Genomic DNA, 25,387 nt, shown 5'->3' with positions numbered 1-25,387 from the left:
TAGCCTCTCGGAATAAGGAGCAGCATGGAGGGGCTAAACCAGAGAAAGTGCATAATTAGAGCTGGAAAAGATGGATTATGAAAACCAGTTTCAAAAAAAGGGCAAACCTCAAGTGGGTACAGTGTGCTATACTGCTGCGCAATGTAACACTCGAAGTCTGCCCTCTATACATAAAGACCGTCTTCAGTGGTTCAAGTTTGTCCTCTATGTATAACGACAATCCCGCTGTTCTGTTTTCCAGTACAAGTGTAACACGACTGAAAATCAACGAGGAGGCTGAATAACGATGCGAGGCTGTATCAGCAAACGAAAGAATGGAACCTATGCGTACACGATTGAACTCGGGAAACATCCTGTTACACAAAGGAGACGGTAGCGCCTCAAAGCCGGTTTTGCTACATGGAAAGATACTGAACAAGCCCTAGTGCAGGCATTAGCTCATTTTGGACGGGGAAGTTACATAGCGTTCCACTGCCCCAGCAGCAAAATTCAAGTGCTTTATGAAATCAATGAAAAAAGTGGTTGGTTTGACTGCGATAAGCTCGAAGAATTTATTTTTGAAGTCGAATCACATGTCGATTCATTACCTTAACTTTACGTTAACGTGAAACGATAACTCAATAACGACACACAGGCAGTCGGTCAATGGATCGGCTGCCTATGTTCAACTAACGGGCAGGATACTTCCAATATGTGGTATTCTAAGGTATGGGATTTGAACAGGGGGGAGCCATGTTGACGGAAATAAAATATCCAGTTAAGAATCCATCCAGAATTGGAACTATTATAGGCATGATTGCTCTTATATCGAGTCAATCTATTCTTGGATTGAGATTATGGAATCAGAGAGGGGTATTCTACACTTCGTTAACTGTGGTTCTTTTGTGTTTAGTTTTATTGTTACTCGCATTGTACAGAACATTTTTTAAGAAACCAACGGAGTTATGCCTATCCAATGAGCAAATTATATTAAATGGAAATATTATTAATTCAAAGGATATTAAAGTGATAATGACCAGGGGGTACTTTAAACCTGTTATTGGGATATTACCTTACAGGAGGAAGATCGTCCCATTAGATATGGCATTTAGGTATTCAAAGGATGAAGATAAAGGTATCTCGGATTTAAAGAGTTGGGCAAAAATGAACAATGTTAAGATGGTCAATAAATCGTTTCAAACGTGGATATAAGTGTATTCAAAAGCACTATTCGGCAGTTAAATGCGGTATTATATAGTACGATTATCCATAAGAGATGAGGTGCCTTTATCAAGAAGAAATATGCTTTTCTAATCGTTTCCATATTATTATTTGTGATGGCTTATACAAAACCAAGTAGTCAATATTATGATAATTACCTCCATAAGGTTCACGGTCTTAAATGTGACAGTTCCGAAAGCTCAAATTGCTTTCATACTATTAATGACTTGAAATCATCAAGTCTCACACATCAGATTATTTTTATGACAGCAGAAACAAAAATTTTTGGAGAGGCAGATAACAAAATACGAGTAGTAGGTATTTTCAATCATTTTTTTGTGATAGAAAATCGTCTTCATCCTAAATCAGATAATAACAATAATATCGAAGTTCCGTTAAGCTAACGGGCAGGATTGTTTAGAAAGTCCCTGATTGTATTTACCTATGCTTACTGTTAATCTAAACAATAGAGATGCTAACAAAGGAGCATAAACCTTATCATGTGGAATACTCTGTAAAGATTAACAATTTGAAGGAATGCCTGAAATAGTGATTACACTATTTTATTAGGTGTGCTTTTCTTTAATCTTACAGGGTGTGCAGGGAAAGGTGTATCATATACCCATCCTGCGGATACCTGATGGTATTCGCTTTTATTCGTGGGAAAACGCATCTCTATTGATTCCTACCTGTTTATCCTTCTACTAGCGAGTGGAGGAACTTTATTATGCGATCGAAATTAGTCTTAATTGAGGGGATGCCAGGATCTGGCAAAACAACAACTGCTCAGCTCGTTCATGAAATTCTTACGGAAGTGAACATTACATCGCAGCTTTTTTTAGAAGGAAATTTGGAACATCCTGCTGATTATGATGGAGTCGCTTTCTTTAAGAAAACTGAATGGGATGAATTATTGAATACCCATAAAAAGTTTAAAGATTTGTTGAGTAATCTAATGATTCAACAAGATAACGATTACTTCCTAGAATATCGGAAAATAAAAAGTGAAGTCTGGTCAAGTTTTCCAGATGAATTGCATCGCGCAGTTTTTAAACATGATATTTATGAATTGCCGCTAGATCAGAATAGGAAACTTATAACAGAACGATGGACGAAGTTTGAGGATCGTGTTATGTATGGCGCAGACACCTTTATTTTTGATTGTTGTTTTATACAAAACCCTGTAACAATTTACCAGATTAAACATTACCAAGATAAAAGTTGATAACTCTTCTTATAATAAAAACGAGTATAAGCAAGTTTTAGAGGGCATTTTATCAGAATATTATAAATCAACAAACTAATGAGAGATTGGATTCTAGGGATTGCAGGCTGAAAAAGAGGCAATCTATAAAGCTTACGGGAAACGATAGCTGAGGTGCATTGCCATGGCGATGCTCCTTTTTTATTTGTTGAAGTAACGGGCAGGATTGCTTCATCCACTGTCGAATCCTTTGCTTGAATATTTCTATAAAGGAGGGGATGGAAATTAAGATACGAGAAGTTGTAGCAAATGATTATGCTGAAGTTGTTTTTTTATGGAATGATGTACTTGGTGTTCGCAATGTTAATATTGAAAATTTTCGAGTTACTATGGAAAACATGAATAAGGCTGGGAATTATAAAACATTCGTTGCATTATTTGAAAATGAAGTGGTTGGTTTTGTCACTATAGTTCAGGCGTTATCCGTAGGGTCTTCGAATGGTTATCTACATATTCAAGGGCTTGCCGTTAAAAAGGAATTACAGCATAGTGGGATAGGTACAGAACTACTAAGACACACTGAGAATTATGCTAAAGAAATGGGAATATCAAGTATTATTTTATGTAGCGGATTTAAGCGAACCGACGCCCATGCTTTCTATGTGCATAATGGCTATGACAAAGATTCATACTGCTTTGATAAGATTATTAAACTTGACTAATTTTGAATTAATTTACCGGGAAACGATAACTCAATAATGACACACAGGCAGGTCAGCGTGGGATTTATGTTGTTTATTCAGGAGGATTTTTGATTGTGGGTTATGAACAGGATTTTAAAAAAAGGGTACATGAAGTTATTAAACAGAAACAACTATGTTCAGTTATGAATGACACTAAGTGGGGAAATTTACAAAGTGATGTACTAAATAAACTACCTTTTACCCCTCCATATCAAGCTAAGTATGTCTTAGACGATATACTTTATCCAGAGAACTTCGAAAACGACGTCTGGTATTTAGGGGATTGGATAGAAGGACTTTCACCTTTTTTTTCTGTAGAATGGATACGGGTTAGACCAAGGTATCAGAAGCACAAGGGGAATCTGCTTCCTCCTGAATTAATTGACATAAGTAAAGAATTTCTTTCGATTTTACATGAATTAAGAATTCCGTATAGAGAAGAAAATAATACATTTTTTATTTATGGATATATATCAAATACAGACACACTTTTCAAAGGTAATCAATTAAGCTAACAGGAAACGTTAATTTAATAAAAACATGTAAGCAGCCGCTCAAACAACCGGCTGCTTTTTCATTTAAACTTGGTTTGATTTCGGATAAATAAAAGTTGCAAAAAGGAAAAAGATTGCTATACTAAATTTAAACGTTATTTTAAATGTCATTTAAATCAAAGAGAATATACTTGGAGGTTGCGTATGGAGACAGACAAAAAGTTGGAAACAAAAGAGAAGATTATGCGTGCCACACTGGAGTTGACTAAACAAGAAGGCTTTGAAAGGATCACTATAAAAAAAATTGCAGAAGCCTCAAGCACGAATGTCGCTCTAGTTAACTATTACTTTGGGTCCAAAGAAAATTTGTTTAGCGAGTCCATCAAATTGATATTGAACAGCTTTCAGCATACCTTTGCCATACTTGACGATTTCTCTATATCCTCACGAGATAGATTGAGGCAATTTTTACTGGATTATTTGCAAGTGATCCTTCAATATCCCGAATTGCTCTCCAGAATCATCCTGATGGGCAAGACCGTTTTCTCCTCCCAGCATGAATATGGATCATTTTTGAATCTATTGGGGTTTCCTAAGATACAAAATACTTTAAGAGAGTTAACCGATGAACAGCAACCAGAGCACCTGATGACCATGACGATGCAGATTTTTGGAGCGCTTTTTCTACCGGCACTTATGAGTCCTATTCTAGAAACAGGAGCTTCCGTGAAGATTGCACCTATAGAGGAACAGATTGACCTGCTCTTTGCAAGATACTTTCATTAATAAACTCAGATTGAGGTGATTAAATGAATTTTTTAAGAAAATATTGGCAGGATATAGGACTATTCATTGGCATTGTTATATGCATGTATCTTCTAATGAATTGGGAAACAATACCGCGGATAAACAGCATATTATGGTTAAGCTTTGTGGCGATCCTTCTTCATCAATTTGAGGAATACCGCTGGCCAGGGTACTTTCCAGGCATATTCAATATAGCCCTTTTTAAAAGTGAATCCCCTGACAACTATCCATTAAATAAACAGTCGGCAATGATTATTAATGTGGTCATCGCCTATGTGTTCTACTTGCTCCCTGTATTCTTCCCGTCAGTAGTATGGCTTGGGATGGCACCTGTTTTAATGGGCTTTTTCCAAATCATTTTCCATGGAGTCGTCATTAATATAAGAGCAAAAAGCATGTATAATCCAGGATTAGTCTCCGCAATTATTGTACATTTGCCGGTGGGGATCTGGTACATCAACTACTTATATGAGCATCATTTAATAACCCTCTCAGACTGGATTTGGAGCGCAATTTATTTTGCCATAGCTGTTTATATTTTAATAGTGAAAGGAAATACATGGATGAAAAACAAAAACTCCATTCACAAATTTTCGCAAAAGCAATTATGGTCTTTTCATAAGTAGCTCCTCATAACCCACCAGAAGGTTCAGTTGGCCTTTAACTAAACACAGAACATTAATCCTATCGTTACTGGAGGTTGATGCACTGTGTTTTTTTCTGCGGATTTCTTCGTTTGCTTCGCGCTATGAAAATGTTGAAGTTAATATTCTTTTGAGGATCTCATCACTATCTGTTTACGATTCAGAGTTAGAGTTAGAGAAGGCCAAGCGAAAAAGGAGCTTTCTCATGAACACAGATCCTAAAGTGCTTATTGTAACTTCGGCATTTGGAGACGGGCATCTCAAAGTAGCAGAAGCGATTGAGCATTCTTTTAGACGTAGAGGGATCAGCCGGATTGTCACCTTGGATCTTTTCGCTACAGTCTACCCTACTCTGAATGAGCTGTCCCGCAGATTCTACCTGAACAGCACAGGTTATACTCAAGAATTTTATGGATTAGTGTACAAGTTGACGAGCAAGATGAACCCAGACCAGTTCATGGGTAGATGGATTCATTCTATGGGCAAGCGGAAAGTGCAAAGGATCATCGACGAGATCGGACCGGATATTATCATTCATACCTTTCCTTATTTGGCCGCTGCAGAGCTTGCATCAACAAAGGGGAGACGGATCCCCCTTTTCACTGTCATGACGGATTATGTGGTTCATGGCAGATGGCTTCATCCACAAACCACAAAGTATTTTATCGCTACGGAAAGCATGAAAGCAGAACTGATGTCATTAGGTATTGCTGAAGAAAAGCTTGTGGTTAGCGGGATTCCGATTCGTGAAGCTTTTGAACAGACTCAGGAACGTGAAGCCCTTTTACGTAAGCATGGACTAGATGGAAATCGGCATTATCTATTACTTGCGGCAGGAGCTTACGGCGTGTTGAGTGATATTAACCATTTAATAATAAGGGCGCTGCAGCTATCAAACTTCGATGTAATGGTATTGTGCGGGAATAATCATAAGCTCCAGATGGCTACGGAAGAGCTTTTTCAAGAGAATCCTCGGGTTCACATACGGGGTTATACAGAAGAAATGCAGGAGCTAATGTGCATATCCTCCTGTCTGTTGACCAAAGCAGGGGGGATTACCTTGACTGAGGCGATGGCTCTAGCACTTCCTGTAATTGTCTATCGTCCGCTCCCCGGTCAGGAGGCAGGTAATGCAGAATGGTTGTCTGAGCACAATTTAATAGAGATTGCCCGAAACGGGGAGCAGTTAGTAGAGAAGCTTCAGAGATTGGAGCATCTGGGGTACAGGGATGAAAAGGTGCAGGATATGAAGAACTTTTCCCGGAAATCAGCCGCGGATGTTATCGTTACTGAGGCTTTAGAGGTTATCAAGCTGCGGCAGCCGTCTGTTTCAGCTGTAAATTCTATGATTGTTGAAGGGCAGGCGAAGACGATTCGTGGATATTATTAGCAAGGTAGGAAGACCACGCGTTGTGGGTCCTCTAATTGGAGGCTGGCTCGGAAGCTCGGGGAATGAATTGCTGCCTTTTCAAGTAAGCACCTGTTTATTTGATTATAATTATTTATTACCAGATAAAGGGTCGATAAGATGTTATTATTTGTATGGGTGAATTTATTGAAAATGCTGCTTTATTGTCATTGGGGAGGTCAAAATGTACACGAATCAGAAGTTAGAGGATATTTTGCATGAAATGCTAATCAAGTCTGTGGAAAATGAAAAGTTTCCGGGATTAGCGGCCGGAATCGTAAAGGACAACCAAGTTCTGTTTACTGGTGAATATGGGACGGCAAATTTATCGACGGGTGATCCTGTTGTTCGTGGCACTTTGTTTCACCAAGCCTCTGTCTCCAAAACCTTCGTAGCAACCGCCATTATGCAATTAGTTGAGCGTGGTAAGGTAGAATTGGATGCTCCCATCACTAAATACCTGTCATATTTTAAGTTAGAGGATGAGCGGTATCAAAATATAACAATAAGACAGCTTATGAATCATACCTCTGGTATGTCTGATGAGGAAGATTACGCGTGGGAACGCCCTGAATACGACGAGCAAAGTCTTGAACGATATGTAAAAGGGATAGGTCACCACAAGCTGTTAAGCCAACCGGGAGAGAAATTTGCCTATAGTAATATAGGATATGAGATCTTGGGAGATATGATAGCAAAAGTCAGCGATATGAGCTTCGAGCAGTATATGGAAAAAAATATTCTGAAACCGACAGGAATGCAGTCCAGTTCTTTTCTTAAACAGGAGGTTGAAGCTTATATTGCTGCACCTCATGTGCTTGGAGCTACCCATGAATGTGATGGCTGCGTTAGTAGTGTTTTTCCATATAACAGGGCTCATGCACCTAGCTCCACTTTATATACCCATGCCGAAGATATGTGCCAATATCTGCTGATGCATCTAAACGGTGGAACAGCCGGGAACGGCAATGAAGTCCTCCAGCCAGGTAGCTATAATGAAATGTGGAAACCTCATGCACAAACGGGCTATGATCCGGAAAATGCACAGATAGGATTGGGCTGGTTTCTAGGAGAATATAAGGGTTCTCGTATTCTCTCACATTCCGGCTGGGATACTGGATTCTTAAGCAATCTGTTCCTGCTTCCTGATAAAAAAATCGCTATTTCTGTTATGAGTAATTGTGACTATGTCAACATGGGCAGTGTATGCTTCCCAATCCTTGATCTGTTGCTTGGCTCCAATATTTAAAATGAGTCTGTAAATGATTTTACAACTTCATAACAAGGGGCTTCGTACTTTATAACATTCGTATCTTAAAGTACATGTAAGTCAAGCCCACTTACACTATGGAGGTTATGAGAAATGAAGAGTAAAGATGTGAAATCAGCCCTCGGGGTGATCGCGATATCCAGTGGTCTGCTAGCCCTCACTGCTTTGGCAGTGCCCACAATCGTCGCTTATACTACAGTGAACCAGAATGTGTCTCAAGCGAACGTTTCCTACACGCAAGAACTCAACCAGAAGCCAGCTGTTCAACTGGCGAGTAGCCAGATCCCGGTACTTAAGGTTGCAACCAAAACACCGGTCTCGACGATCAAGTCTTATTTTGAGCGCACAGTCACTGCTGAAGAAATTAAGCAGATTAATGAGTATGCAGAGAAGGCCAGGCTCACTGGCAAGGATGAACAGCTTACGCGGCAATTTACGGACCAGGAGAATAAGCGGCGGATGTTATTGGATGATCAATACAAGTACGATGGCTTACGGCCCAAGCAGAAGCTACCTTTGAAATCAGGGAGTTCCGAATTTTATCTGGATCAAAGCAAATTTACCTATGTAATTCCTAAGCGCGAACTGACTGATGAAGAAATGCTGCAATTGATCGACTGGAATTATCGCTTTAATTATGTGGTAAGCCTCAATCTTGTCGTGGCACAGCCAGATAAGAAGGACATCAGTCAGGATGAAGCCCTACGCAGAGCAGAAGAGAGCGTAAGCCGTCTATTCGGTGTCGATCTCTCAAAGTTGCAGGCTCAGACCTCATATTATAAACCTTTTCCTGATTCGAAAGGGCAATGGTTCGTTAATTTTCTACCTTACCGTGCAGAGACACTGCGGGCTCAGGATAAGTCTTATTTCATGTATAATACGTTCGTGGATGCAAAGAGCGGAACCGTACTTGATACCACGATAGTGGACCTGTCCTATAAGAGAACTCCGATTACAGCCGCTATGAATAAACAGATTAGCCAGGATTCCAGCTGGCTTCAAGCCGCTAAATCCATTGTGGTGGACAAGCAGGGCGAGACCCGTGCGATAACCAGCTCCTCTATCATTAAAGACAGTGCATATGACAAAAGCGGAGTAGTAGCGGTCTTGGTCAAACTGAAAGACGGTAGCTCCTACACGGTAGAGCTGCGCTATCCGGAGAAGACTCTGCGTTGCCTGATCTATACACCGGTTTCCAAGTAATGAAGTGAACCAGCGTTATAAACTTCTTTAGTATTTACAACCTACAGCAAGCCCCACTCGGGGCTTGCTGCTCTGCATTTTGAGAGCTGGTGGATGACTATTGTGAGAGCAGGCATAGGTATAGGAATTTCTTTTTACAAGAAGGGATGGTTAGATGCTAGATATTAAATCCTTACAAGAATGTCCTCTTCGTCAAAATGAGCTTATTGAGTATGTCAAAAAACGATGGCCAAAAGTACAACAAGTTGTGCTCCCCAATATACAAGAAAGTTTAATCTCAAAAGATGAGGAGTTCCCTTTTACATTTTTGCTGTTGAAACATGATGTAATCATCGGGTTTTATCAATTAATTGAGCAGGAATTTATAACTCGAAAAGATTTATCACCTTGGATTGCGCCATTGTTTATTGACGAAAGTGAGAGGGGTAAAGCACTAGGAGCCGTTTTGTTGGAGCATGCCAGAAAAATAGCTGGGCAACTAGGTTATGCAAAAGTCTACTTGGCGACGGATCATATTCTTTATTATGAGAAATATGGATTTAAGGAAATAGGTCTGGATAACTTCGAGTGGGGACGGCCCACCAAAATATATGAACATGACACTATTTACGTTTGACCAGAGTGGTCCCATGATAAACTCTATTATGGAAATGAATCCAGATGCGATTTATATTACCGAGGCATTAGATCAGGAAAGGAAATTAAGCGGAGCGCGAAGTCTTCTACATGGTGTGCCTGTATTATTGGAAGGGAATATTGAAACGAATGATAAAATGCATACAACTGCGGGCGCATTAGCTTTGGAAAACCATGCTAGCTCAAACGATGCCTTTCTTGTCCAAAAACTAAGGGATGCTGGGGCAATTATACTTGCAAAAACAAATATAACGGAATGGGCAAATGGGATGTCATCATCCATGTGGGCTGGGTATAGCTCAATAGGAGGACAAACCAAAAATCCATCCGGTGATCATTTTCCGGGGGGGTCCAGTACGGCTTTTGCCGCTTTCGTTGAAAATTACTTATATAACCTTCCGGCTCAACTTCCTGTCCATAACCTAAATGAATGGATGGAATGGAACGAGCGGAATTCGGAAAAGGCTTTGAAATATGGACAAGATATGCTGAACTATCGATCACAGCTAGATAAACCGTTGAATCATTCGGAATATATAGTAGAGTCTATCTCTGGCTTATATTATTCGCAAAATATGGGGATCGATCATGCTTTAGAAAAGTATGGATTGGATGCAATCCTGTTTCCTGCTTATGTCGGAGATGATTTAAATGCTAGAGCAGGTTGTCCAACTATAGCAGTGCCCGCAGGCTTTCAAGAGAATGGAAGAGCCTTACTTATTAATAGAAAAAGGTACATTTACAAACGAACGTATGTTTGCTAAAATGTTGATGTGGATAAAAATACCAAAGTGAAGAAAAAAGCGTTTGAGATTAGCAATCCATAAGAAACAACCCAAGTTGAATTCTGCTAAAATGTAGTTAATGTCTAATGTAGATATCCCTCATGAACAAAGGAGAACTGAAAATGAGAAAACTCGTTCTATTTCTTCACGCATCGCTTGACGGTTTTGTAGAAGGGCCGAATGGTGAAATGGACATTGGCTGGGTTTCCTACGATGCTGATTTGGAGAACCATGCGAAAGAAATTCTGAGTACTGCCGACACTGTCATTTGGGGACGTGGGACTTATCAGATGATGCACAGTTACTGGCCATCTGTCCCTTCGAACCCATCAGCTTCGCAGCATGAACGGAATCACGCCGAGTGGATCGAAAAGACAGCCAAAATTGTTTTTTCCACGACGCTGGAGAAAGTCGAATGGAATAATTCCAGACTCGTGAAAGAAGCTGTCGAGAAAGAGATCAATATCCTCAAACAGCAGCCCGGCAAGGATATGGTCATCCTCGGCAGTCCTAGATTCGCACACCACCTTATGCAGCTTGATTTAATTGATGAGTATAAAATTACGGTTTCTCCCGTCCTGATCGGTAAGGGATTGCCATTATTCCAAGGTCTCAAGGAGAAGAGAAATCTTAAGCTAATCGAAAACAAGACCTTTGATTCTGGAGCCATAGGTCTCGTTTACCAGACGGTAAGATAACCTTGTCACTTAAGGTGATTGCTCACGGGGAACGTTATTGGAACGACAACAGCGGCAGTCTAAGACTTTATTTATCAAGTCTTGGTCCGCCGCTGCTTCTTTTAATGGATCCAGTCTAATACTTTATTTTTACCAAACACTAATCAGATGTTGGTTCTTTCATAAACCATGAAATATGGGTGCATCGCTTACAAATAAGGATGGCAGCGTTTTTGTTCGCCCAGTCAAAGCCTAAAAATGATGCGCCGCTTGTGTTAAGCAGTTTATAATCCAGATCAAAAGTATCGTTTTGACAGCAAGGACAGATTATTGGTGCGCCTGCAGCACTGTATCTCATTTTAAAAAACCTCCTGTGGATTTGTATAATACTTTAACGTATTTGAGGTTATTCAGGTTTCGTGCACTTGAACTTACTAGTTAATTTGGGGTGAAGTTATGTTTAGCTGGAAAAAAGCTTTGTCAAAGGTATGTGAACTTTATTTTTCATCCAAAATGAATTCGAATTTAGAATGGATCTTGGTTGGCTCGGTCGGTTCGGTTCTTCAGGGCTGTGAAATGACCCCAGGAGACGTTGATATTTATACAAGGAATAAGGAAGGGCTTGACCAATTTGCAGAACTTCTTAAAGAATTTTCCCTTTTGGATAAATGTGAATTTCCTCATGGGGATAACTGGTTATCTTCTTTAGAAGAACCTACATTCACTCAAACCTTTTCTTCGGGATTTTCTTGGACAAAAGGGAGTTGGATAATCGATGGATTTAAGGTGGAGGTTGTTCATATTTCCAATTCAGCTGGAATTCCTGATTCTATGGATGGTGGGGGGATATGGGAAGGTGGACAATTCATTTGGAGCCATTTCAAAAACGTGGAGATCGGACCGTATACTATTCCTACGGTTCCGTTAGAAATACAGTTGGAATCTAATTTAAGACGAAAAAGATCAGATAGGACACAAGCGATTATCGCTGCATTACAAAAAAATGGCTATGATAAAGAACTAATCGATAAAGCCTTATCAAAGGAACACTTATCTTATTTTTATTCCCAAATTGGTTAGGCTGAGAAGGCGAGGGACTGATTTTGACCCATAATATTATTGAATACTGTTTAAAAAAGAACGGAGCAACAAAGGACTATCCTTTCGGATTCGATCCATTGGTGATTAAGATTGCCGGTAAAATGTTCGCGCTTATTTTTGAGAATAAGGGGAATTCTGCTTACATAAATCTAAAATGTGATCCGGTGATTGCAGGGAACTTGCGAGAGCAGCATGAGAGCGTTCGGCCAGGATACCACATGAACAAAAAACACTGGAATACGATTGTTTTGGATGGCTCCTTACCAGAGTCGGATATCTATTTAATGATTGATCATTCTTACGATAGGGTTGTCCAAAATCTTCCCAAGAGCCTCCGACAAACGATCTACTGAATATGGCATTAATTTGTCGTTTAAATGGTAATGAACTGGTATAATATGGTTTATAATCATGGAAAGGAGTTGTTTTTATGTCTGACTTTTTTAATTCAGGACCTAATCCCAATATGACGGACCCTGGAGGCCATAAAGCAAACCATGATGTAAATGCGCAAAAATATCATACTGAAGGCGTTCCTGGATTTTGGAGCGAGGTAACCAATCTGTTGATCGTTGTGGCTATAATTGCCGTCATTTTTTTAGTTATAAGGTTTGTTTTATGATTACCCTGGTTTAGAGTGAAGATATTGACTTTTAGGAGGCGGTTCCATTGGTAACTATCATTAGGTGGACAGAATTTAGAAGGATAACGCCTACTCGTCCATAAACTGCGTATTTCCTTCTTAATGAGGGTACTAGATGCAAGAATATAACATTAGTATAATGAAAGACTTTTCAAAGCATTACATTGACCAAATCCGGATATTAGAACAACTTTGCAAGACGTCCGACAGGTCAAGTTTGAGGGTGGGTATAGAAAGCCTTAAGGAGATAGACGGAGATGAGGCATTCTTGTGCCAGATCGATAACCAATTAGTTGGATTTCTCAGTTGGTATACTTCGGATGGCATCGAAGCTAATATTAACGGAATGGTTCACCCGGACTTTCGTCGCCAAGGGGTATTCCACGACTTACTGAAAAGTGCCGCATCAGATATGCAAATACAAGGCATACAAACTTGCCGTTTTAGGATACCTTCTAATTCTGAATCAGGGATGGATTATATCCGGCATTTAGGGGCAAGTGCTGCACCGTCTGAATTCCTCATGGTTTTTAATCGGGCACAAATCGCTGGATCAAGCCACTCCGGTTTAGTTGTGCGATTGGAAGAAGATCAGGATTTAGAGTTCATGGTTAAATGTTCATCACAAGCCTTTGGTGATTCAGAGTCCTGGACTAGGAATTATTTAACTCGTACCAGAGAACCGGCACGGATTACTTACATTGCTGTGGACAACATGATTCCGGTTGGGATGATTAGAGTCAATGATTTAGATACAAATACTGCGGTTATACATGATTTTTGTGTGCTTCCTTCGTGTCAAGGCAGAGGATACGGTCGTGAAATTCTTTCAGAGGTAGTTAAAATCTTGCGAGATCAGAAGAATTCCCAGATTCGTCTTAGCGTGGTCACTCAAAATAGAAATGCATTATCCCTCTATCAGTCGGTTGGGTTCGAGGTGACTGCGGAGTTTAATTACTATGTAATTTCCGTCGATATGATTTGTTAAGGAAGCGGCGCTACTCATGCGCCTCTTCTTTTTTTATCATGCCCTTCTAATTATCACACTGAATCTAGCTATAGTTAATACTTATAACCTGTCATAGCGCATTGGTAGATCGGTATAGTCAGTCGGTTATGCTATATTAATTCTAATAATTTGTTTACGAGGAGATTAATATATGAGCATTCAGACCAAACCCCAAAAACGAACCGTTACTCCATTTCGATATGATATCGTGGGCAGCTTCCTGCGCCCCCAAGCGTTGAAAGAGGCTAGATTAAAATTCAAGAATGGTGAAATTACTGCCGAGCAGTTGAAGGAAGTAGAGAACGACGAAATCGTTAAGCTCGTGCAGAAACAAAAAGAGGTGGGGCTTCAAGCGGTAACTGATGGTGAATTCCGCCGCTCTTGGTGGCACCTCGACTTCTTCTGGGGACTTGACGGTGTAGAACGGACAATTATTGATCAAGGTTACCAATTTAACGGTGCAGAGTCCAGACCAGAAACAGCCCGACTGACCGGGAAAATAAGCTACAGCAGCCATCCTTTTGTTTCGCATTATGAATTTTTAAAAGATGCTGCTGGTGAGGACGTTGTTGCGCGTCAATCGATTCCTGCGGCTGCACAATTCCTGTTCGAGCTAGATCGGGCGGAAAACAAGGAGAGCACAAATGAATTATACCCGAATCGCGAAGAGCTTATCTCGGATATTGCCAAAGCATACAAAGCATCGATTCTTGCCTTCTATGCAGCGGGCTGCCGCAGCATTCAAATCGACGATTGTACGTGGGGAGCACTTTGCGACGAACAGTTTATAGCGTTTATGAATCAGATTGGCGTGAACGTAGCTGAATATGCAAGCGAACTGGCAAAATTGAACGAGGAAGTTGTAACGGGTCTGCCGGAAGATCTTGTTGTAACGACCCATGTATGCCGGGGCAATTATGTTTCGACTTATGCTGGAGTAGGTGGAGGCTACGAGCCTATCGCACAAACGCTTCTTAATATCAATAACTACTCGGGTTATTATCTGGAGTTTGATACCGAACGTGCAGGCGATTTCAAACCATTGCGCTTCTTGAAAGACAATCAGCAGGTTGTGTTAGGTCTGTTCTCATCCAAATTTGGTGAGCTTGAAAGCAAGGAGGATATTCTGAAGCGTATTGAGGAAGCGAAGCAATATGTTGATCTAAACCGGATTTGCCTTAGCCCGCAATGTGGCTTTGCTTCCACGGAAGAAGGCAACCACCTGACTGAAGAGCAGCAATGGCGTAAGCTTGCTTATATTAAAGAAATTGCTGAAGAGATCTGGAACTAACTTTAATTAAAAATAGACAGAGATAAAGATAATGCACCTTTAGCCATTCGGATGTTTATCCGTACAGTTAAAGGTGTATTTTGTTCTACAGCGATTTTACCGATATACTTGGCTAGTTCTATCTATACCGTGACGGAGGATTAGGGAAAACCTCCCTAATAAAAGTCGATAATTGCTCTAAATGAATGAAATTAAGGAATAACTCCCTAAAAACAGAGCAATATCAAGATTTACAGCCAAATCACTTAAATTTCAGGGAAGAATTCCCTGATTATTAGTCTGATGACCAGAATCCTCAGAATATTAGGGAGGTTTTCCCTAATTATCTCCAGGGCGAGCATATGATTGAGCTTTACGGAGTTTTTGTGCCACGCTCAGTATAAAAGAAATCACCCCCGTTTAATAAACGGGGGTGATTTAGCCTAAGAAGTAAGAGTGGCAGCTTTTAATTGTCTTTAGAGTGTCTTTCGCCAACCTGGAATTCATCGGCATGTTCAAACATATATTTCACGGTCAAAGGGTCTTGACCAGTAAGTTGTTTGAAGTCGTCCGTATAAACATCCATTTTTCCTTCACGAATAGCTTGTCCGAAAGTAACCATACCTTCTGAAGAAAAGGGGGCTTCGGAACCTTCTTTAAATGCACCATCGGTGGTTCTAGGCACGCCCATTGCTTCGAATACGGCATAATTTTCTTCGTCCGTGTTTTCTTTGTAGGTGATATGATTGCCCGTTACTTCATTACCAATCTTAATGAAGTCGGTAATTGTCATCAATTCAAGCCCGTTGATATTTAGAATCGCTTCCTGATAGTTATTGGAGGCTAGGGCATACGCAACGGCTTTTGCGCAATCCTTCCGCGAGATATAAGCCATTTTACCGTCACCTTGATTGTTTGTTAATACCCCGTCACCCTTCACATAGGTAAAGTAATTGGTTATCATGGCTTCCGCATATTGGGAATTCCGAAGGAAGATATAATCTAGCCCAACGCTTTGAATATAACGTTCGGTATACACATGGTCAATTTTTTCTACGCTTGGATTGCTTTCATCGGCTGCGTTGACCAAAGAAGTATAAATGATCTGTTTGACTCCAGCTTCTTTGGCAGCATCAACCACATTTTTTTGTGCATTTTGACGTTTCTCTCCAACAAAAGGCATGGAGATTAGAGCGAGTTTATCGGCATGAGCAAAAGCTTCGGCAAGGCCTTCCTTGTTATTAAAGTTGGTCACATGTGTTTCAATCCCTTGTTCCGCATATTCTTTCAAACATGCCGGATCGTAAGCGCAAAAAATGATTTGGTCTTTATCTACCAGCTCCAACAAGTATTCCGCAGCTTGCTTCCCTAGATTTCCATCGACACCCGTCAACAATAATTTACCCATGATCGTTGTCACTCCTTGTGGATATGATTTATACCCTTATAGTATGTGAAAAAAAGAACATAGTCTAACACATAAAACTTATGGTCGATTGCTAAATCCAATTTGGATTTGTTGCAGGAAGGAGGGCAAGGCCGGGTTTGTATTATTTTTGAGATAACCTGCTTCGATTGCAAAGGTATGGTGTGAATCATCTAAAGGAATTAGCCGGACCTCATCTTGAAGATAAGCGAGCTGATAGTTATCCGGGAAAAAGCCAATCAAATTCTCTGTGATGATATAAAACAATTCTGTCTCCACATCGTCTGCGGTTCGAAGAATGTTCGGCTGATAGCCGTCTTCAATTGCATGCTGGATCATTAGATGATAAGAGTTTCCAATAGCTGTTGGATTCAGCATGACTAGCGGATGTTCATATAACTCCTCTTTGGCGATCGATTCATGATGAAACAGGGGATGGTGATGACTCACAGCTGCACAATAACGTCCCTTATATAAGGGATAGGTTACAATGTCCTCTTTTCCCTGAAACTCGGAATCAAAGGCAATAGCCACGTCGTAAATCCCTTTTAGCAAGTATTCTGCAATATCTTTTAGCAATACTTTATTCAGTTCCAGCTTAATATTCGGATGATGATCCTGAAACGAGGGAATCAATTTCAACAAACTTTGGATATCCGTCATCGCCGCATATTCGATACTCAGGGATTGCGTATTATACTTTTGAAAGTTTTCCATGCTCAGCTTCATATGATTATATTGCTTCCAGAGGATGAGGGCTTCGCCATAGAAAAGCCATCCGGCTTTGGTTGGCTCAATAGGGATCTGCTTTCTGTCAATCAATTGAATGTTGAATTCCTCTTCAAGCGCGGCGATTTGTTGACTAATGGTGGTCTGCGAAACATAGTTCTTTTTAGCTGTTTCCGTAAAATTTCTGCATTCCACGAGATCGATAAAATATTTAATCCTTCTTATGTTCATAGTATCCTCCGCCTGCCGCTGTTTGCTTTTATTATAACCCAGAAAGTAAAAAAGAGAGCCTCGTTTAGAGACTCCCTTTGTTGTACTACTCTTATTTTGTATAGTTATCGAAATAACCTTGGATATAAATCATTGGTGTTCCTTTATCGCCACTACCAGAAGTCAAATCAGATAATGATCCAATCAGGTCAGTTAATCTACGAGGTGTAGTCCCTTGGGCTTCCATCGCACCAACTAGATCATCATTTTTATTCTGGATGTATTTAGAAATGGCTTGTTTTAACTCTTCACCACGAAGATGAGAGAAGTTGTTATCGGCCAAGTATTTCAATTTTACTTCATTTGGTGTTCCATCAAGTCCGGCAGTGTAAGCAGGGGAGACAACTGGATCTGCGAGCTCCCAGATTTTTCCGACTGGATCTTTGAATGCTCCATCGCCATAAACCATAACTTCTACAGTTTTACCTGTAATTTCTTTGATTTTTGCTTGGATACCATCCACGATAGGCTGGCAGTTGTTTGGAAATAGCTTTACACTTTCTTCTGTAGCTTTGTTTGATCCTAGCAGACCATAAGCTTCGTTAAAGCCGCTGCCATCGATTGATTGTGTAAGAATATCATCCAAACCAAATACTTTTTCAGCACCGTTGTTTGTGAGAATGCGTTTGGTTCTGAAGCGAGTGTGAATATCGCAAGTTAATACATTTTTTGTATAGTTTAAAATGGTTTTTGGGTTGTTGGAGAAGATGACTTCACAAGCCACACCTTCAGCTTCAATTAAACCTTTATAATATTCAATATAGTCAACCCCTGTGAATGGGTGCTTAATATAGCCGAAAAACTCACGGAACTGAGCTTCTGTTAATACATCCGTCCATGGATTGATACCTTTAGCATCTAGTTCGTCGATGTCTACAAGGTGGTTGCCTACTTCATCAGCTGGATAGCTTAACATTAGGACTACTTTTTGTGCCCCTTTGGCAATACCGCGTAAGCAGTTAGCAAACCGGTTACGGCTAAGGATTGGAAAAATGACCCCTACAGTTTCTTCGCCGAATTTCCCCTTTATATCAGCAGCAATATTGTCAATCGTTGCATAGTTTCCTTGTGCCCGAGCAACAATGGATTCAGTTACGGTCACAATGTCACGATCTTCGATCGAAAAACCCTCGACTGTTGCTGCATTCAATACCGTCTGAACTACGATTTCTTCAATGTTATCCCCATTGTTAATGATAGGTCCGCGAAGTCCACGTACAACTGTTCCAACTACTCTTTCCAATATGATCTCTCCTCTAATAAGGGTATACTCTATATTATTAAAATGGTTTTAAAGCCTATATTACTATACCCTTTTAGAGCGATATAAGTAAAATTAATGTTTATAATATCTAATATAAAAATGATTTATAGTTAAGGAGGATTACAATTGGCGCGTGTGTTATTTATTAATGGTGGATCAGAGGGACATATTAATCCCACGATTGGCGTTGTGGAAGAGCTTATTTCTCGTGGCGAAGAGGTAGTGTATTTTTGTATAGAAGCTTATAGAGAACGTATGGAGATGACGGGGGCTACAGTACGAACATTTGACGATCAGAAATTTATACAAGCTTTTATCTCAGGTGGAAGAAATTATGTACTCGAAAGAATCAACGGTCTTTTACTTACGACAGATATAGTTATTCCAAGCGTTCTTGAACAGATCAAAGGGGAGCATTTTGATTACATCATCCATGATTCTATGTTTGGTTGTGGACGTTTGTTAGCTCAAATTCTTAGGCTTCCGGCCATTAGCTCCTGTACTTCTTTTGCGCAGACAAAAGCAGCATTCGATGAAATGTTAGAACAATTTTATACTACAGTTCCTGCAGAAGTAACTAATCCTATAAAGGATAAATTCCAAAGCTTGACGCAAATGGTGAAGGGCAAATATGATGTGGACATCGAATCCCCTTATGAAGTGTTTTGTAATCCTGCCCCACTTACTATCGTTTATACAACTAGGGAGTTTCAACCTGAGGGAGAAGCTTTCGACCCGTCTTATATCTTTGTAGGACCCTCCATCTCTTCACGATTAGCTCCAGAAAACTTCGACCTCATGGCAATTAAGGGGAAAAGTCCAATTTACATTTCACTCGGCACAGTTTTTAACCAAGCCATTGAATTCTATAAACTTTGTATTGAAGCATTGGGGAACACGGAGCACACTATTGTGATGTCAATTGGAGATAAAGTCCAAATCACGGATTTAGGGGGAATTCCGCAAAACTTTTTCGTGAAAAATTATGTTCCACAAACGGATATACTGCAATACACAAAGTTATTTATTACACATGGTGGAATGAACAGTATCAATGAAGGGCTTTATTACGGGGTTCCGCTAATTGTAATTCCACAAAGTGCGGATCAGCCAATAATTGCGGATCAAGTCGTCCATGTCGGAGCAGGCATTAAGTTACAAATGCAAAGTTTAACTGCAACTCAACTACGAGAAGCAGTAGATCATATATTAAGCGATTTATCTTATAAAAAAGCTGTCTCCAATATCAGTGAATCGTTTCGGAACTCGGGTGGGTATCGACGAGCTGTTGATGAGATTGTTCGGGGAGGGGGAGTTGTATGAACAAAATGGACCGGTTGTTAGCTATAGTGCTTGAACTGCAGCGTAACAAAATGTTGCGGGCGGAGGATTTGGCTGCTACGTTTGAAACGAGCGTAAGAACGATCTATCGGGATATTCAGGCACTGAGTGAAGCGGGCGTTTCCATTATAGGAGCGCCAGGACAGGGTTACTCCTTAATCGAGGGGTATTTCCTGCCACCCGTTAGTTTCACGCTGGACGAAGCAGTGACATTGCTTATCGGAACTGATTTTATCGAGCAGCGGTTTGATGCACACTATGGTAATAAGGCTAGAAGTTCTAAAGCAAAGATAGAAGCCATCCTGCCGGAAGCTATCCGCAGTGAAGCATCACAGATTCGCAAAAGTTTTCGTTTATTTGCATCCGCAGAAGATATAGCACCCATACAAGAGAAGGCATGTTTGGAAGCCATTCGTGGAGCGATATTGGAGGGAAGGAAAATAAGATTTCGTTATTCCAAAAGAATCGCCGAAGCCGATGGGAACCGTCAAAGTATTCGTACGGTTGCTCCTTATGGACTTGTGCTTCATCACGGGTCATGGGTACTCATCGCCTGGTGTGAATTGCGTCAAGACATCCGTCATTTCCGGTTATCCCGAATGAGGGAGCTTATTAATCTGAAAGATGAATTTATACTGCCAGCAGATTTTCATCTGGAGGTATACCAACCTCCTGATGATCGCAACGTTCATGTGCTTATCTTAGTCCAAGCTGACATAGCCGATAAGGTAAGGGAATCAAATAATTTCTATATGGAAACTATTGAGGAGCATGCGGAGGGGGTACTTGTTACTTTTCGCGTTCGCGAGCCAGGGGAATTGCTGCAATGGGTGCTTGGCTGGGGAGGCGGTATGGTTGTGCTGGAGCCCGAATCTTTCCGTGATCAGGTTAGAAATGAAATAGAAATAATGTTAAAACGCTACTGACATAACGCTGTCAGTAGCGTTTTTGTATACTTGGACCATCAATGACTACAGGAGCTGATATATGATGATTACAACAAAAGAAGTCTTACAACGATTTGAAGAAACTGCGACATACTATATTCAAGAATTGGAGCGATTCAATCTGGAGCAGTTGAAGCAAAAGCCGAGTGAAAACGCCTGGTCCATCGGACAGATGTTTCAGCATCTCATTAACTCGGCGCTGTATATGCAGCTTCGTAATATTAATCAATGCCTTGTGCTAGACCAAGATCCCTTAGTAGCTCATGTGGGGAAAACTGAGGATGGTGCGGCTATATTTGCGCAAGGAAGCTTTCCGCCCATTCGTATTCAGGTTCCGCCTTCCGCCCAATATACGCCGGAGCAGCCGGAGAGCAAAGAACAATTAATTCAAGGGTTACGTACAGTCATTCAAAGAATGAGAGAGATCGAACCCTCTCTTGAAAAAGCGTCCAAACAAAATACCGTATCTCACCCGCGATTCGGTGGACTATGCGCGGAGGAATGGTTCCTACTTATTGAAATGCACTATCGTCATCATCTTCTGCAGCTGGAGCGGTTAAACAAAGAGTTGTTGTTTAATTCCATATTTGCACCTAAAGAAGGGTTCATCAATAACATTCAGGTTGTGAAAGGATCATAAAAAGAGTTGGAATGGTCTTAATTTCCTGAACCAAGCGTGGCCTGAACGTGATTCTTATATTCACTAGGATTAACACCAAAGTGTTTTTTGAATAACCGGGTGAAATAAAATTGATCGTGTATACCGATTTGCGTGGAAATTTCTTTAATGTATGGATTCCCTTTAAGTATTAATTCTGCGGCTTTTTCCATTTTCACAGTATTAATGTAGTGAATGATGCTTTGCCCCACTTCTTCTTTGAAGATTCTGGACAGATAGTTCTCACTTAAGTTGACATGCTTGGCAATCAGAGATAAGGTCAGCTTCTTCTGATAATGTGTGTTGATATAGTCAATCGCTTGTTTAACATCTCTATTGTGTGTAGTTACGATCTGTTGCTTTTGATGGGAGAATAGTTGGAACACAAACTCCATTATAGATAGAACGTCAGTGGTACGTTTACTGCTGGCGATATTTTCTATATAGGTCTTCAAAAGCTTCGGATCCTCGACAATGAGATGAGCATCGCATAAGGGAAGATAATGCAGACAATTTACGATGAACTTTTTGGTTTCAGCAGGATTAATTTGCTTGGATTTACAGATGTCGAGAAATTGCTGAGTTGCTTGATTAACGGCTTCAACCCCTGAAAGCTTCCAGTTCTGAATTAATTGCGTCGAGAAATCATGTACATCCTCGAAGTCCAGCGTATCCTTTAAATGAACATCCTTTGGATCTATAATCGTTATTTCGTTGTAAAATTGGATTTGCAAGGATTCTTTACATCGCTCTAGGGTTCGTTTTGCTTCAGCATATCCCCGTACAGGATCAGAAAAAACAATAGTAGGGGTGATAGAAATATACATTTTGATTAACCGAATGACCCTCTGGATAAAGTCTGTGCGGATAATTTGATGATCGTCTAAGGTATCACAGGAGATTAGAAGCAGCAGCCCATTAGATTCTAGCTGAATAATTTCTAACTGATCTACGGTCTCCAAGATATCCAAGATAATGTTTTCAATAAAGGATACGGAGATGTGATTTTGTCTTTCGTTTTGGGTGGCGTTATTCTGCTCAAAAGTAATGTAGAATAAATAACAGCTGCTTTCGCTGAAAGCGAAACTTATAGCATCATGCTGATCAAGCTGCTGCACATCGTAATAAGGATCGGTGAAATAATCTTTTAGCAGCGCATTTTTCACGCTTTTTAAATTGTGTTGTAATAACTGTGTTTGGGTCTCCTGCTGCTGCCTAGATTGAAGCTGCTCTTGAATTAGCTTCGTAGATTTCTCCAGCAAATGGATCAAATCCCACGTTTTCATACTAATCTTCAGCATGTAATCTATAGCCCCAAGCACTAAGGCTTCACGAACTAACTCATACTCCCCGTGGTTGCTCGCCACCAGAATTTTTCCTGCAAACCCTCTGTTATTCAGTTCTTTTATCAGCTGCAGACCATCCATATTAGGCATTTTGAGATCTGTAATGATGATATGGGGATTAAACTTGTCTACAAGTGTTAAGGCTTCAACTCCGTCAGAGGCAGTAGCACAGATCATGTATCCAAGCTCTTCCCATGGAATCATGGTTCTGAGCGCGACTTTAACAATAGGTTCGTCATCCACTAGCATTACATTATACATAGGATACATAGTATCACCCCTTAAGTTAGTATGTTTGTTTAGGGATAATTAGGCGGCAGCAGGTTCCATGACCCATTGAGCTTGTGATGAACAGCCCGTAACTCTCACCGTATTGAAGTTTAATGCGATCGGCCACATTTGAAATTCCGATACCCGACAGATTGTCAGCTTTTTCAGATTTGGTGGTGTCAAACCCTTTTCCGTTATCGATGATCTCAATAATAAGGGTGTATTCATTTTTTGCGTATACCTTAATTTGGATTAGAACTTTTCCTCCTATATCTGTAACTCCATGAAGAATCGCGTTCTCTGCGATCGGCTGCAGGATGAGCTTGGGGATCATGCTCTGTAATAAAGACTCATCCAAGTCATATTCAATGTCGAACCTGTCGGCATAACGTATTTTTTGAATGGCAAAATAATGATCCAGATTGTTCAGCTCCTGCTTGATGGTGATTTGCTCATCTTGATCGATAATGGTACTACGCAGCAATTCAGCTAGTGAGGAGATGCCGTCGCTAAGGACGGGAACCTGGTTAATCATCGCCAGCCATCGTAAGGAGTTAAGTGTATTAAAAAGAAAGTGAGGATTAATCTGCGATTGCAGCATTTGCAATTCGAGCGAACGTCTTCTTTTCAGATCTTTCTTTTGATCCTTCATCAGCTGTTCCATTCTACTGACCATGCTGTTAATTCTATTGGCCAACACGCCCATTTCATCGTTGCTGTGATCTTCGATCCGGCTTGATAGATCACCATAAAAAATTTGATTGCAGAAGACGATGATTTGTTTGATTGGTTTCAGAATGCTTTTATACAATACGATAATAATTAGAATACACACGACTACAATGATGCTGACAACAATAAGTAGTCCAGTGGTGATTTTACTTGTCTCTGAATTGATATAAGAGAAGGGCACGGTAGAAATCATGTACCAGCCTAATTGATTATTGTTAATATAGGAGATTTGCTGCATTTTTCCATTGACCATGCCTTGGAAGGAATGGTTTTTCTTTGCCTCTTGTGTCTTGATTTGCTTAAAAAGCTCATCTTTATAATAGGGTTCTCCTAGCGGAGTATCCTTTTGATTCGAGGACATTACTTTTCCCTCTCTATTCATAATAAGGAGACTGGAACCTGTACCTAAATCCACACTGGAAAGAATGACTTTTGAAAATAACTCCCCACCAATAAAAACAAACACATGACCTAAGGGAACGCCAATGTCATCTTGATCAAAAATTTTCCGGCCCAGGACAATGGTATTGTAAGCGCGATAGCTTTTTGCGTAGTTAAGACTGTCATAAGGGGCATTGAGCTCTACTTGTTTCATAATTTCTTCATACTTAGGATTGGGGATGCCATCGTAGCCTAATTCATAAATAGGTTGGTTCTTGGCGTCGATGACCCGAACGTTCTGGACATATCCGGGGTAGATGGTTCTATATAAATTGTCCATGGCATGATTAATGGCAGCATTGCTAGGAGCGGGTTCATTTGGTGCTGCCGATAAACGCTCCTGAATAATACTATTGGTAGAAACAGAGCCTGCAAGATATTGATAGTTGTTAAGTTCACTTAACATCGTTCGATTAAGCAGGGTTAAAGCCTGAAATGTGGATTTACTTAATTTATTGTTAATAGATTTGGAGTAAATGGTGTAGGAGTAGAAACCTATAAAGATGATTGGGATCACGGATACGATTAAGAAAATGACGGTTAAGCGATTTTGAATTTTAACCTTGCGCATGATTTGCGGAGGATTAGGAAAATGCAGCTTCCCTTTGCGTCGACTCAGGTGGATGACCTCCCATTCACTATCTTTTACTTACAAGTTAACATAAAAAGAACAATGGAATATATATGCAGCGGCGAAAAGTGAGAATAATCTATGGAATGGATAATATTATCCATTCCGTTAACGGCTAAGTTTACAGGTTATGTGACCCTGATGAATAAGCTTACACGAGCTCGCATTGGAAGATGGATAAGATAATACATAGGTAGGTTTGTATTGTAAATGTAAATATAGCGTAAATCCTTCTATA

Annotated in this window: 25 protein-coding genes and 1 pseudogene; 20 read left to right on the top strand and 6 right to left on the bottom strand. The window is 40.3% G+C overall.

What is annotated here, in order from left to right; translation table 11 throughout:
- Positions 1 to 732: 732 nt before the first annotated feature.
- From NST58_RS23675 to NST58_RS23620, 12 genes and pseudogenes are all read left to right on the top strand, one after another.
- Positions 733 to 1,191, top strand: coding sequence for a hypothetical protein (locus NST58_RS23675; protein WP_076130208.1), 459 nt, complete (start codon positions 733 to 735; stop codon positions 1,189 to 1,191).
- Between the two features lie 736 nt (positions 1,192 to 1,927).
- Positions 1,928 to 2,425, top strand: coding sequence for a hypothetical protein (locus tag NST58_RS23670; RefSeq protein WP_339244379.1), 498 nt, complete (start codon positions 1,928 to 1,930; stop codon positions 2,423 to 2,425).
- A 257-nt stretch (positions 2,426 to 2,682) separates the two neighbouring features.
- On the top strand, positions 2,683 to 3,126 hold the full coding sequence (locus NST58_RS23665; protein ID WP_076279211.1) for a GNAT family N-acetyltransferase: 444 nt from the start codon (positions 2,683 to 2,685) through the stop codon (positions 3,124 to 3,126).
- Positions 3,127 to 3,221: 95 nt separating this feature from the next.
- Positions 3,222 to 3,662, top strand: coding sequence for a DUF6678 family protein (locus NST58_RS23660; RefSeq protein ID WP_339244376.1), 441 nt, complete (start codon positions 3,222 to 3,224; stop codon positions 3,660 to 3,662).
- A gap of 183 nt (positions 3,663 to 3,845) precedes the next feature.
- A complete protein-coding gene (locus NST58_RS23655; RefSeq protein WP_076184227.1) occupies positions 3,846 to 4,427 on the top strand; it encodes a TetR/AcrR family transcriptional regulator in 582 nt (193 codons plus the stop codon).
- Positions 4,428 to 4,450: 23 nt separating this feature from the next.
- Positions 4,451 to 5,074 (top strand): HXXEE domain-containing protein, encoded by a 624-nt coding sequence (locus NST58_RS23650; RefSeq protein WP_339244374.1) that lies wholly within the window; start codon positions 4,451 to 4,453, stop codon positions 5,072 to 5,074.
- 223 nt (positions 5,075 to 5,297) lie between these two features.
- Positions 5,298 to 6,482 (top strand): glycosyltransferase, encoded by a 1,185-nt coding sequence (locus tag NST58_RS23645; RefSeq protein ID WP_339244372.1) that lies wholly within the window; start codon positions 5,298 to 5,300, stop codon positions 6,480 to 6,482.
- Positions 6,483 to 6,684: 202 nt separating this feature from the next.
- On the top strand, positions 6,685 to 7,749 hold the full coding sequence (locus NST58_RS23640; protein WP_339244371.1) for a serine hydrolase domain-containing protein: 1,065 nt from the start codon (positions 6,685 to 6,687) through the stop codon (positions 7,747 to 7,749).
- A gap of 114 nt (positions 7,750 to 7,863) precedes the next feature.
- A complete protein-coding gene (locus tag NST58_RS23635) occupies positions 7,864 to 8,973 on the top strand; it encodes a hypothetical protein (protein WP_076194982.1) in 1,110 nt (369 codons plus the stop codon).
- Between the two features lie 154 nt (positions 8,974 to 9,127).
- Positions 9,128 to 9,589 (top strand): GNAT family N-acetyltransferase, encoded by a 462-nt coding sequence (locus NST58_RS23630; RefSeq protein WP_339244368.1) that lies wholly within the window; start codon positions 9,128 to 9,130, stop codon positions 9,587 to 9,589.
- Positions 9,585 to 10,319: pseudogene (locus NST58_RS23625) on the top strand (amidase family protein); the annotation flags it as partial. The gene NST58_RS23630 and the pseudogene NST58_RS23625, both read left to right, overlap by 5 nt.
- Positions 10,320 to 10,516: 197 nt before the next feature.
- Positions 10,517 to 11,092, top strand: a complete 576-nt coding sequence (locus NST58_RS23620; RefSeq protein WP_076307288.1) for a dihydrofolate reductase family protein — start codon at positions 10,517 to 10,519, stop codon at positions 11,090 to 11,092.
- 139 nt (positions 11,093 to 11,231) lie between these two features.
- Here the strand turns inward: NST58_RS23620 and NST58_RS23615 are convergent, their stop codons facing one another.
- A complete protein-coding gene (locus tag NST58_RS23615; protein WP_076130220.1) occupies positions 11,232 to 11,429 on the bottom strand; it encodes a hypothetical protein in 198 nt (65 codons plus the stop codon).
- A 98-nt stretch (positions 11,430 to 11,527) separates the two neighbouring features.
- Between NST58_RS23615 and NST58_RS23610 the strand changes: the two genes are divergently transcribed.
- The 5 genes from NST58_RS23610 (at position 11,528) to NST58_RS23590 (ending at position 15,115) form a co-directional block, all read left to right on the top strand.
- Positions 11,528 to 12,151, top strand: coding sequence for a hypothetical protein (locus NST58_RS23610; protein WP_076217963.1), 624 nt, complete (start codon positions 11,528 to 11,530; stop codon positions 12,149 to 12,151).
- A 23-nt stretch (positions 12,152 to 12,174) separates the two neighbouring features.
- Complete coding sequence (locus NST58_RS23605; protein ID WP_076217962.1) at positions 12,175 to 12,525, top strand: MmcQ/YjbR family DNA-binding protein; 351 nt, start codon at positions 12,175 to 12,177, stop codon at positions 12,523 to 12,525.
- 77 nt (positions 12,526 to 12,602) lie between these two features.
- Positions 12,603 to 12,794, top strand: coding sequence for a hypothetical protein (locus NST58_RS23600; RefSeq protein ID WP_076130223.1), 192 nt, complete (start codon positions 12,603 to 12,605; stop codon positions 12,792 to 12,794).
- Positions 12,795 to 13,038: 244 nt separating this feature from the next.
- Complete coding sequence (locus NST58_RS23595) at positions 13,039 to 13,803, top strand: GNAT family N-acetyltransferase (RefSeq protein ID WP_339244367.1); 765 nt, start codon at positions 13,039 to 13,041, stop codon at positions 13,801 to 13,803.
- A 172-nt stretch (positions 13,804 to 13,975) separates the two neighbouring features.
- Positions 13,976 to 15,115: a 5-methyltetrahydropteroyltriglutamate--homocysteine S-methyltransferase gene (locus NST58_RS23590; RefSeq protein WP_076104344.1), complete on the top strand. Its 1,140-nt coding sequence runs from the start codon at positions 13,976 to 13,978 to the stop codon at positions 15,113 to 15,115.
- A 445-nt stretch (positions 15,116 to 15,560) separates the two neighbouring features.
- Here NST58_RS23590 and NST58_RS23585 read toward each other — a convergent pair whose 3' ends face one another.
- From NST58_RS23585 to NST58_RS23575, 3 genes are all read right to left on the bottom strand, one after another.
- The gene (locus tag NST58_RS23585) at positions 15,561 to 16,502 is read right to left on the bottom strand and encodes an NAD(P)H-binding protein (RefSeq protein WP_076217959.1); all 942 of its coding nucleotides are present in this window, start codon (positions 16,500 to 16,502) and stop codon (positions 15,561 to 15,563) included.
- Positions 16,503 to 16,580: 78 nt separating this feature from the next.
- Positions 16,581 to 17,480: a LysR family transcriptional regulator gene (locus tag NST58_RS23580; RefSeq protein WP_076194987.1), complete on the bottom strand. Its 900-nt coding sequence runs from the start codon at positions 17,478 to 17,480 to the stop codon at positions 16,581 to 16,583.
- 91 nt (positions 17,481 to 17,571) lie between these two features.
- Positions 17,572 to 18,762 carry a coenzyme F420-0:L-glutamate ligase gene (locus NST58_RS23575; RefSeq protein WP_076130227.1) on the bottom strand — a complete coding sequence of 397 codons (1,191 nt, stop codon included), beginning with the start codon at positions 18,760 to 18,762 and terminating at the stop codon, positions 17,572 to 17,574.
- 147 nt (positions 18,763 to 18,909) lie between these two features.
- Here NST58_RS23575 and NST58_RS23570 point away from each other — a divergent pair, with 147 nt between their 5' ends.
- The 3 genes from NST58_RS23570 (at position 18,910) to NST58_RS23560 (ending at position 21,711) form a co-directional block, all read left to right on the top strand.
- A complete protein-coding gene (locus NST58_RS23570; protein WP_339244364.1) occupies positions 18,910 to 20,106 on the top strand; it encodes a macrolide family glycosyltransferase in 1,197 nt (398 codons plus the stop codon).
- Entirely contained in the window at positions 20,103 to 21,050 is a 948-nt protein-coding gene (locus NST58_RS23565) for a YafY family protein (protein ID WP_076302694.1), read from the top strand. The genes NST58_RS23570 and NST58_RS23565 overlap by 4 nt, the downstream gene beginning before the upstream one ends.
- Positions 21,051 to 21,117: 67 nt before the next feature.
- Positions 21,118 to 21,711: a DinB family protein gene (locus NST58_RS23560; RefSeq protein WP_076302727.1), complete on the top strand. Its 594-nt coding sequence runs from the start codon at positions 21,118 to 21,120 to the stop codon at positions 21,709 to 21,711.
- A gap of 17 nt (positions 21,712 to 21,728) precedes the next feature.
- On the opposite strand, the gene NST58_RS23555 is transcribed toward NST58_RS23560, so the two are convergent.
- Both NST58_RS23555 and NST58_RS23550 read right to left on the bottom strand, forming a co-directional pair.
- On the bottom strand, positions 21,729 to 23,345 hold the full coding sequence (locus tag NST58_RS23555; protein ID WP_339244362.1) for a response regulator: 1,617 nt from the start codon (positions 23,343 to 23,345) through the stop codon (positions 21,729 to 21,731).
- A gap of 16 nt (positions 23,346 to 23,361) precedes the next feature.
- The gene (locus NST58_RS23550; protein ID WP_339244360.1) at positions 23,362 to 25,089 is read right to left on the bottom strand and encodes a sensor histidine kinase; all 1,728 of its coding nucleotides are present in this window, start codon (positions 25,087 to 25,089) and stop codon (positions 23,362 to 23,364) included.
- Between the last annotated feature and the right edge of the window lie 298 nt (positions 25,090 to 25,387).

This window comes from Paenibacillus sp. FSL R10-2796 (assembly GCF_037965315.1).
Taxonomy (GTDB): Bacteria; Bacillota; Bacilli; order Paenibacillales; family Paenibacillaceae; genus Paenibacillus_AQ; species Paenibacillus_AQ odorifer.
The sequence above is the reverse complement of the archived record's forward strand: the minus strand, read 5'-3'. Positions and strand labels throughout refer to the sequence as shown.